Here is a 9,374-nt window from a genome sequence, read left to right on the forward strand (position 1 = left end):
GGTCGGCCACCGCCTCCACGATCCGCTCCAGCGCCGGGTCGGCGTCGGCATGCGGGCGCCAGGTGGCCAGCACGTCGAACGCGGGGGTGAAGTGCAGGGTCTGCGCGGTGCCGATCCACAGCGGCTGGTGCCCCGGGCGCAGCTGCACCGGCGCCGCCCACAGCCGCAGCACGATGCGGCGGTCCGGGCGGGCGCCCTCGCGCACCATCAGCAGGGCCTCGGTGCGTGCGTCCAGGGTCGCCGGCAGCACCGGCACGCCGGCCGGCCACACGTCCTCGTCGAACATGTTCAGCGCCTGCTCCCAGCGCGCCTGCGGCTGCACCTTCCAGCCCTGCGCCTCCAGGCGCTCGCGCAGCGGGCCCAGCGGGCCGGCCACCTGCACGTCCAGCGGCCAGCGCTGGGCGTCGTCGAACTCGTTGCGGCGCGCCGGCTGCAGCGCCCAGTCGCGCTGCCACCAGGCCTGCAGGTCCTGGACCTCGATCGCCGGCCCCGGCGGCTCGAACTTGGCCAGCTTGGCCTCGATGTTGCGCGGCGCGTACCACAGCGCGGCCAACGCGAACACGCCGTAGAACGCCGCCGCCACCGGCTTGACCCAGAACGAGCGGTTGAAGCGGCGGCGGTAGGCGATGCCCAGCACCAGCAGCCAGACGATGCCCAGCAGCATCCCGCCGACCACGTCGCTGAGCCAGTGCGCGCCCAGGTACAGGCGGGCGAAGCCGATGACCGCCACCACCAGGCCGGAGACCATGTACGGCCAGACCCGGTCGCGCCCCGGCAGCTCGCGCGCGATCAGCACGGCGAAGAAGCCGAAGGCGATGGTGGACATGGTCACCGCGATCGAGGGGAAGCCGAAGCCGCTGCTGGCCGAGGGCGGGCGCACCACGTTGATGGTCGCGCCCAGCAGCCAGGTCAGGGCCAGGCCGAAGCCCAGCGCCGCCAGCCAGTGCGCGGCGGCCATCCAGCGCTGGCGCCAGGCGAAATAGCCCAGCGCCGCGGCGCAGGCCGGGGCCAGCACCGGCCAGTCGCCGAGCGAGGCCAGCGCCGCCAGCGGGTAGTCGGCCAGCGGGTTGCGCAGGGACAGCATCAGCTGGTGTACCGCCAGGTCCACGCCCAGCGGCTCGCCGTGGCCGACCACCACCAGCAGCAGGGCGAACCACACCCAGCCGATGGCCAGCAGCAGCACCGCCAGCAGCGCCAGCGGCACCGACTCGCGCCGCTGCGGGTCGAACACCGCCACCGAATACTCGCCCAGCACCGGATGCCGGTGCGACCAGGCCAGCATCCGCGCCAGCACGGCGTCGGCGTGCTCGGCGAACCAGCGGTAGGTGTACAGCACCACCGCCCAGGCCAGCGCCAGCACCGCCAGCAGCAGGCCCAGCACCACCACCAGGTGGCCGGCCACCGCAGCCACCGCGTCGTAGGCCCGGCCCAGGACCCAGCCCGGGGCCAGGAACAGCACGCCCCAGGACACGCAGGCCAGGCCGGAGGCGGTGAAGTAGCGTCGCACCGGCATCCTGGCCATGCCGGCAATGGCCGGGACGAACGGGCGGATCGCGCCGACGTAGCGGGCCAGCAGGATCGCGCTGAAGGCATTGCGCCGGAACAGGGTCTCGCCGCGCTCCAGCAGCTGCGGGTAGCGGCTGAACGGCCAGACCCCGCGCAGGCGGTCGCCCCAGCGCAGGCCGACCCAGTAGCTGATGGCGTCGCCGGCCAGGGCGCCGAGCGCGGCGCTGGCCACCGCGTAGGGACCGGAGATCTCGCCCATGCCGATCAGCACGCCCACCGCGAACAGCAGTGGCAGGGCCGGGACCACGGCCCCGACGATGATGAGCGCGTCGCAGAAGGCGATCGCGAAGATCACCACGCCGGCCAGCAGGGGGTGTTCCCCGATCCAGGCCAGGGTGGCTTCCATCCAGGAAGAATTCATCGGCGGATTATAGGAGCCGCCCCGCAACGGACGCTGTAGGAACGCGCCGCCGGCACCCCCCGGCCCCGGCGGCGGCCGGATCAGGGCCCGGTACCGGCCTCGGGCAGCGTCTCCGTATCCTCCCCGCCGGCCTGGTCCGTGGCCGGCGGCGGGGGGCCCGGCGGCGGCGCAGCCGCGCCGGTCCGCGCCACCCGCCAGACGATGTTGGCCAGGTCGTCGGCGATGACCAGGGCCCCGCGCGGATCCACGGTCACGCCCACCGGGCGGCCGCGGGTGGTGCCGTCGTCGTCGCGGAAGCCGGTGGCGAAGTCGATCGGGTCGCCAGCAGGTCGGCCGTTGCGGAACGGCACGAACACCACCTTGTAGCCCACCGGCTCGGCGCGGTTCCAGCTGCCGTGCATGCCGACGAAGGCGCCCTCGGCGTATTCCGGTCCCATCACCGGGCTGGAGAAGTCCAGGCCCAGGGCGGCCACGTGCGCGCCCAGGGCATAGTCCGGGGTGATCGTGGCGGCGACCTTCTCCGGGTTCTCCGGCTTGACCCGGGTGTCGACGTTCTGGCCCCAGTAGGCCCAGGGCCAGCCGTAGAAGCCGCCCTCGCGCACCGAGGTCAGGTAGTCGGGGACCAGGTCCGGGCCGATCTCGTCGCGCTCGTTGACCACCGCCCACAGCTGGCCGCTGCCGGGCTGGATCGCTAGCGCCGTAGGGTTGCGCAGGCCGCCGGCGTATTCGCGGTGCATGCCGGTCGCGGTGTCGATCTCCCAGACCACCGCGCGGTCCTGCTCGGCCATCATCCCGCGCTCGGTGATGTTGCTGTTGGAGCCGATGCCCACGTACAGGAAGCGGCCGTCGGCGCTGGCGGCCATCGCCTTGGTCCAGTGGTGGTTGATCTCCGACGGCAGCCTGGTGAGCACCTGCGGCTTGCCGGCGCGGGCCTGGGTCATGCCCGGCTGGTAGTCAAAGCGCACCACCGCGTCCTGGTTGGCCACGTAGAGGTCGTTGCCGACCAGGGCCAGGCCGTAGGGCGCGTCCAGGTCCTCGGCGAACACCGTCTGCAGCTCGTACTCGCCATCGCCATCGGCGTCGCGCAGCAGGGTCAGGCGGTTGCCACTGGGCACCTGGGTGGTGCCGGCGGCCTTGATCGGCCCGGCGATCACGTCCTTGGGCTTGAGCGCGGGCGCGTTGCCGCCGCGGCCCTCGGCCACCAGGATGTCGCCATTGGGCAGCACCAGGGTCTGGCGCGGGATGCGCAGGTCGCGGGCGATGGCACGGACCTCGAAACCTTCCGGCACCACCGGCACCTGGTCGCCCCACTCCGAAGGGTCGGCGATCTTCATCGACGGCAGCAGGCCGCGCTTCGGCTCCGGCAGTTCCGGGTTGGCGCCGTGCTGCAGCGGACCGGGCGAGGGATTGCAGCCAGCCAGCACGACGGCGGCACAGGCGGCGGCGACAAGCTCCAGGCGGTTCATCGCACACCTCCGGCGCGCAGCGGCCAGGCCGCGAAGAACGTGGCCGCCAGCGCGGCCGCGAACACCAGCACCGACAGCACCAGCGCCATCGGCATCGCGGCCCAGGCGTCGCGCGCATGGACCAGGGCATTGAGCAAGGCGAGGATCCACGCCACCGCCCACAGCAGGCAATGCAGCGCCGAGCCGCGGGTGCGGCGCGAGGGCACCAGCCCCAGCAGCGCGCAGACCAGCGCAGCGGCGGCGAACACCAGGCCGCCGACGTTGAGCCATGCGGCGAAGTTGATCCACTGGATCTCGTAGGTCCGCGCGTAGGCGATGTCGGCCAGCAGCGTGCCGAGGATCAGCGACAGGGCGCCGCCGAGCAGCAGGGCGTGGACGGAATGGAAGGCGGGTGCAGGCCGCCGTTCGACGGTTGCGACCATGGCAGGTCCTCCGGGACGGGACGCCGTGGCGTCGATGGACGGTGGATGAGCCCCCATGGTCGCCGCGGCCGCCTCATGGCCACGTGTACGGCCTGTCCGCTCAGGTGACGTGGTCGTCCATCCACAGCAGCAGCTGCTGCAGGCGCCGGTGCGGGTCGTCCTGCTGCAGCAGGGCCAGGCGCTGCTCGTCGCTGATCGGCAGGATCTCGGCCAGGCGCCAGCCCACCCATTCGGCGTCCTCCAGCAGGCGCAGGTTGGGTGCGTCGTGCAGCCCGCCCACCTTCTGCAGCAGTTCGCCCAGCAGCGTGCCCAGCACCGCGTGCTCGGGCAGCAGCCGCGCGCCGCTGCCGGGTTCTTGCCGCTGGTCGCGCCAGCGCACCTGGCCGACCAGCAGGCCGTTGTCGCGCACGCTGGTGCGGCTGACCCGGAACCGGCGCGCACCGCGCACGGCCAGGGTCAGCACCCCGCCCGGCTCGCTGCCGAAGTCCTCGATCAGCGCCTCCACCCCGAACGCCGCCGGCGTCGCCGGCGCGCCGCTCTCCTCGCCCTCCAGGATCATGCACACGCCGAAACTGCGGCCCTGGCGGCCGCACTCGGCGACCAGATCCAGGTAGCGGCGCTCGAACACGCGCAGTCCCAGCGGCGCGCCGGGCAGCAGCACGGTGTGCAGCGGGAACAGCGGCAGGGCTTCGGTACTGGGCACGGTGCGATGGCGTTCGGCTCGCCGGCAGGGTAACGCCGCCCGTTCAAGGCGGCGTCACGGCGGCGTGGTCAGTCGCGCCCTTCCAGCATCGCCACGAAGCGCCGCGGCGCCGCGTCGAAGCCGCCGTTGGACATGAACACCACGTGGTCGCCCGCCTGCACCAGCTCGCCCAGGCGCGCCAGCAGGGTGTCGGTATCCGGCACCGCCTGCGCCTGGCCGCGCACCGCGGCCACCACCTTGCCGGCGTCCCAGGCCAGCTCCGGACGATGCAGGAACACGACCACGTCGGCGATGTCCAGCGACGGCGCCAGCGCGTCGGCGTGGGCGCCCAGGCGCATGGAATTGCTGCGCGGCTCCATCGCCACCACGATGCGCGCATCGCCGACCCTGGCACGCAGGCCTTCGAGGGTGGTGCGGATGGCGGTGGGATGGTGGGCGAAGTCGTCGTACACGGTGACGCCGGCCGGGGTGCCCAGCACCTCCAAGCGGCGCTTGACGCTGTGGAAGCCGGCCAGCGCCGGGGCCACATCGGCCGGCGACACGCCCACCGCGTGCGCCGCGGCCAGCGCCGCCAGCGCGTTCAGCACGTTGTGCCGGCCCAGCAGCGGCCAGTGCACGCTCGCCACTTCGCGGCCGTCATGCAGCACCACGAACTGGCTGCCGTCGGCGGCCAGCAGGCGCGCGCTCCAGTCGAAGCCGGCACCGCCGCCGGCGCGCGCGATGGCCACCTCCGCGCCCTCCAGGCCGAAGGTCTCCACCGGGGTCCAGCAGCCCATCGCCAGCACCTGGGCCAGGTGCGCGTCTTCACCGTTGACGACGAGCCGGCCGGCGCGCGGCACGGTGCGCACCAGGTGGTGGAACTGGCGCTGGATCGCGGCCAGGTCCGGGAAGATGTCGGCGTGGTCGTACTCGAGGTTGTTGAGGATCGCCACCGTCGGCCGGTAGTGCACGAACTTGCTGCGCTTGTCGAAGAACGCGGTGTCGTACTCGTCGGCCTCGACCACGAACTCGCGGCCGCCGCCCACCCGCGCCGAGGTGCCGAAGTCCTCGGCGACGCCGCCGACCAGGAAGCCCGGGTCGCGCCCGGCGGCCTGCAGCAGGAAGGCCAGCAGGCTGGTGGTGGTGGTCTTGCCGTGGGTGCCGGCCACCGCCAGGGTGGTGCGCCCGGGCAGCACGTGCTCGGCCAGCCACTGCGCGCCGGAGGTGTAGCGGCGGCCGTCGTCCAGCACCTGCTCCACCGCCGGGTTGCCGCGCGAGAGGGCGTTGCCGATCACCACCTCCACCGCGCCGGGGGAGATATGCGCCGGGTCGTAGCCCTGGCGCAGCTGGATGCCCAGCTTCTCCAGCTGGGTGGACATCGGCGGGTATACCGCCTGGTCGCTGCCTTCGACGCTGTAGCCCAGTTCGCGCGCCAGCGCCGCCACGCCGCCCATGAAGGTGCCGGCGATCCCGAGGATGTGGATGGTGGTGGTCATGCCGCGATTGTCGCCCAGCGGCGCCGGCTTTTGTGGCGCCGTTGCCGTTTGCGGGCTAGGAGCGGCTGCGCGCGCGCCACAGGCCCTCGCCCGCGTACAGCGCAAGTCCCAGCCAGATCGCGCCGAAACCGAGTGCGCGGCCGGCACCGAACGGCTCGTGGAAGAACCACACGCCCAGCAGCAGCTGCAGGGTCGGGGCGATGTACTGCAGCAGCCCGACCACGCTCAGCGGGATGCGGCGCACGCCATAGGCGAAGCCGATCAGCGGCACCGCGGTGACCACGCCGCCGAACACCAGCAGCAGGTCCGTGCCCCAGCCCCAGCCGCTGGCGAAGCTGCCGCCGTGCCCGGCCTCGGCCCACAGCACGTAGGCCAGAGAGGGCAGGAACAGGTACAGGCTTTCCAGGCCCAGGCCGGCCACCGGATCCACCGCCACCAGCTTGCGCACCAGCCCGTACAGGCCGAACGAGGCGGCCAGGCCCAGCGCGATCCACGGCGGCGAGCCGGCCTGCACGGTCAGCCAGGCCACGCCCAGCGCGGCGCAGCCCGCCGCGATCCACTGCACCCGGCGCAGGCGCTCGTGCAGCACCAGCACGCCCAGCACCACGTTGACCAGCGGGTTGATGAAGTAGCCCAGGCTGGTCTCGACCACGTGGCCGGCGTTGACCGCCCAGATGTACAACCCCCAGTTGAACGCGATCAGCACCGCGCTCAGCGCCAGCGCCGGCAGCGCGCGCGGCTGCGCGGCCAGCCTGCGCAGCCAGCCCAGGCCGTCGCTGAGCAGCAGCCAGGCCACCACCAGCAGGGCGCTCCAGACCACGCGGTGGGCCATGATCTGCATGGCCGGCACGTTCTTCAGCAGGTGCCAGTACACCGGCACCACGCCCCACAGCACGAAGGTGCCGGCGGTGACCGCCAGGCCGCGGCGGTCGATGGACGGAGCGGCGGTGCTCATCGGCGCAGCACCCGCGCCAGGGTGATGGTGACCACGCCGGCCAGGATCACCGCCATGGCACCCAGGTCGTGCGCGGTGAAGCGCTCGCCGGCCAGCCACGCGCCCAGGGCCACGGCAATGGCCGGGTTGACGTAGGCGTAGCTGCTGACCAGCACCGGGCGCACGTGGTGCAGCAGCCACACGTAGGTGCTGAAGGCCACGATCGAGCCGAACAGCGCCAGGTAGCCCAGGGCCAGGGTGCCGTGGAGGGTCGGCGCGGCCGGCAGCGACTCGCCGCGCAGCAGGCCGGTGGCGACGATCATGGCCCCGCCGCACAGCATCTGCCCGGCCGCGGCCATGAACGGCGACGGCAGGTCGCGCCCGCGCGACCACACCGAGCCGAACGCCCAGCCGACCGGCGCCACCAGCAGCAGGACCAGGCCCACGGGGCTGGCGGTGAGGCTGCTGCCGGCGTTGAGCCACAGTACGCCGGCAAAGCCGATGGCGATGCCCAGCCATTCGATCCGGGTGGGGCGCTGGCCGTAGATCGCGCCGAACACGCCCATCCACAGCGGCACCGAGGCCACCGCCACCGCGGCCAGGCCGGAGGACACGCTCTGCTCGCTCAGCACCACGCAGCCGTTGCCCAGCAGCAGCAGGGTGAAACCCATCACCGCCAGGTTCTTCCACTGCGCGCGGGTCGGGGCCGGTACCCCGCGCCAGCGCAGGAAGGCGTACATGGCCGCGCCGGCGACGACGAAGCGCGCGCCGGAGACGGCCAGCAGCGGCGGCCATCCGCCTTCCAGGGCAAAGCGGATGCCGAGGTAGGTCGAACCCCAGACCACGTAGACGATGGCCAGGGCGAAAACGATGGCCAGCCCGGCGGCGCGCGCCGGGGCCTGCGCGGGAACGCTCATGCGGAATCCGGGGGGAAGGATCGGACCTGCGATTCTAGCGCCGTGCGCCCCTCGCGCACCGTGTCGGAAGGCGTGGTTCCGGGGCCATCCGGCGCAAGGAAAGCGTTGCGCCGTGCGCCTGAAGCGACCGCAACGGCTGGCCCGCGCCACCTTGCCGGGGCATGCGCGCGGGCGCATATTCGCTGCAGGTCAACGCGATACCGGAGCGGAACATGAAAGCCCCATCCATGCTCCTGCTGCTGGCCCTGGCCGCGCTGCCGGCCGTGGCGCCGGCCGCCAGGAGCGTCACCGATCCCGATGCCCCGCGCGCGCTGCCGGAGCAGGATCCGGTCAGCGTGTCCTGGGAGGACCCGGCGCAGTTCTCCGACCTGCGCTACAGCGGCAACCGCTGGGAAGCCGCGCATGGCGACTGGGTCGCCGAGCTGGCCCGGCACCTGCAGAAGAACGCCGCCAAGCGCCTGCCCGAGGGCGCGCGCATGGAAGTGACCATCACCGACATCCAGCGTGCCGGCCGCTACGAGCCGTGGCGCGGTCCGAACCTGGACCACGTGCGCTTCATGCGCGACCACTATCCGCCGCGCATGGAGCTGAAGTTCCGCATCACCGGCGCCGACGGCCGGGTGCTGGCCGAGGGCGAGCGCAAGCTGCACGACGTGTCCTACCTGCAGCGCGGCGCGCCGCAGGACAGCGATGCCCTGCGCTACGAGAAGCGCATGATCGACGACTGGCTGCGCAAGGAGCTGCCGTCGCCGGCGGCCTGAGGGATTGGCGGCGCGGACTGCATCGTGCCGCCCGCGCCGCCTTGATGCCGACGCTTCCGGCAGACCGATGGCGGGGGGCGGCGGGCTGGTGATCCGGCGGTGACCGCCCTGGCCGGGAACGGCCCCGGCGCCCGGCGCCCGGTCCTGGCCCTGCCCCGCTGCCCCGCTGCCCCGCACAGCGGACCACGCGCAAGACCACGGGAAGCTTCGTCCGGCCCCGGCAAACGCCCGGGACCGGCGGCCGGCGGCGCGCGGCGGGGACCTCAGAAGTCGGGCGCCAGCGCCTGCTCGATCTGTTCGCGCCGCAGGTTGGTGTAGTTCTTCGCCACTTCCGCCAGCAGGCGGCTGCGGACCTCCTCGTGCAGCAACGGACGCATGTAGCCCAGGGTGGTCGGGTCGGCCGCCAGCACCAGGTGCTGGAAGCGGCCGTTGAGCGCGTGCTCGTTCAGGCGCCGCGCCAGTTCACGCGCGAAGCCTGCCTCCTCGGCCTCCTTGGCCCCCACCTCCGGCGGCAGGATCGCCGGCATCTCGCCTTCCTTGGGATCCAGCGCGATGGCCGCTTCCTGGTGCAGCACCAGCTGGCCCTTCTCACCGACGTTGGTGAACAACCGCGCCGACGCACCGTCGGCCACCAGCACCCAGGCACCACGGGGAATCCTTCGCATGTCGCCTCCTGCTTTGGGGATCGCCCCGCCAGCCTAGGCAGGCAGGTGTTAGCGTCCCGCGCACGTCGCGTCAGCGGCGGCCGCGGCGGGGCGGTTCACCCGCC

9 protein-coding genes are annotated in these 9,374 nt (G+C 73.0%); 1 reads left to right on the plus strand and 8 read right to left on the minus strand.

All coding sequences use genetic code 11. The features are described from left to right. The 7 genes from B351_RS0110475 to yedA all read right to left on the minus strand — a co-directional run. Positions 1 to 1,927, minus strand: a 1,927-nt coding sequence (locus B351_RS0110475) for a bifunctional DedA family/phosphatase PAP2 family protein (RefSeq protein ID WP_026010605.1), incomplete at its 3' end; no start/stop codon positions are given. Between the two features lie 80 nt (positions 1,928 to 2,007). Then, positions 2,008 to 3,393, minus strand: a complete 1,386-nt coding sequence (locus B351_RS0110480; protein WP_019398993.1) for a sorbosone dehydrogenase family protein — start codon at positions 3,391 to 3,393, stop codon at positions 2,008 to 2,010. Then, positions 3,390 to 3,815, minus strand: a complete 426-nt coding sequence (locus B351_RS0110485) for a DUF2231 domain-containing protein (RefSeq protein WP_019398994.1) — start codon at positions 3,813 to 3,815, stop codon at positions 3,390 to 3,392. The genes B351_RS0110480 and B351_RS0110485 overlap by 4 nt, the downstream gene beginning before the upstream one ends. Before the next feature lie 100 nt (positions 3,816 to 3,915). Further along, complete coding sequence (locus B351_RS0110490) at positions 3,916 to 4,518, minus strand: LON peptidase substrate-binding domain-containing protein (protein ID WP_019398995.1); 603 nt, start codon at positions 4,516 to 4,518, stop codon at positions 3,916 to 3,918. Between the two features lie 68 nt (positions 4,519 to 4,586). Beyond that, positions 4,587 to 5,993: a UDP-N-acetylmuramate:L-alanyl-gamma-D-glutamyl-meso-diaminopimelate ligase gene (gene mpl, locus B351_RS0110495; RefSeq protein WP_019398996.1), complete on the minus strand. Its 1,407-nt coding sequence runs from the start codon at positions 5,991 to 5,993 to the stop codon at positions 4,587 to 4,589. Positions 5,994 to 6,048: 55 nt separating this feature from the next. Then, positions 6,049 to 6,948, minus strand: a complete 900-nt coding sequence (rarD, locus tag B351_RS0110500; RefSeq protein ID WP_019398997.1) for an EamA family transporter RarD — start codon at positions 6,946 to 6,948, stop codon at positions 6,049 to 6,051. Next, entirely contained in the window at positions 6,945 to 7,844 is a 900-nt protein-coding gene (gene yedA, locus B351_RS0110505) for a drug/metabolite exporter YedA (protein WP_019398998.1), read from the minus strand. Before yedA ends, rarD begins: the two co-directional genes overlap by 4 nt. Before the next feature lie 212 nt (positions 7,845 to 8,056). Between yedA and B351_RS0110510 the strand changes: the two genes are divergently transcribed. After that, a complete protein-coding gene (locus B351_RS0110510; protein WP_026010607.1) occupies positions 8,057 to 8,605 on the plus strand; it encodes a DUF3016 domain-containing protein in 549 nt (182 codons plus the stop codon). Between the two features lie 263 nt (positions 8,606 to 8,868). Here B351_RS0110510 and B351_RS0110515 read toward each other — a convergent pair whose 3' ends face one another. Then, positions 8,869 to 9,270, minus strand: coding sequence for a host attachment protein (locus tag B351_RS0110515; RefSeq protein ID WP_026010608.1), 402 nt, complete (start codon positions 9,268 to 9,270; stop codon positions 8,869 to 8,871). Positions 9,271 to 9,374 lie beyond the last annotated feature (104 nt).

Source organism: Pseudoxanthomonas sp. GW2 (assembly GCF_000283075.1).
Taxonomy (GTDB): Bacteria; Pseudomonadota; Gammaproteobacteria; order Xanthomonadales; family Xanthomonadaceae; genus Pseudoxanthomonas.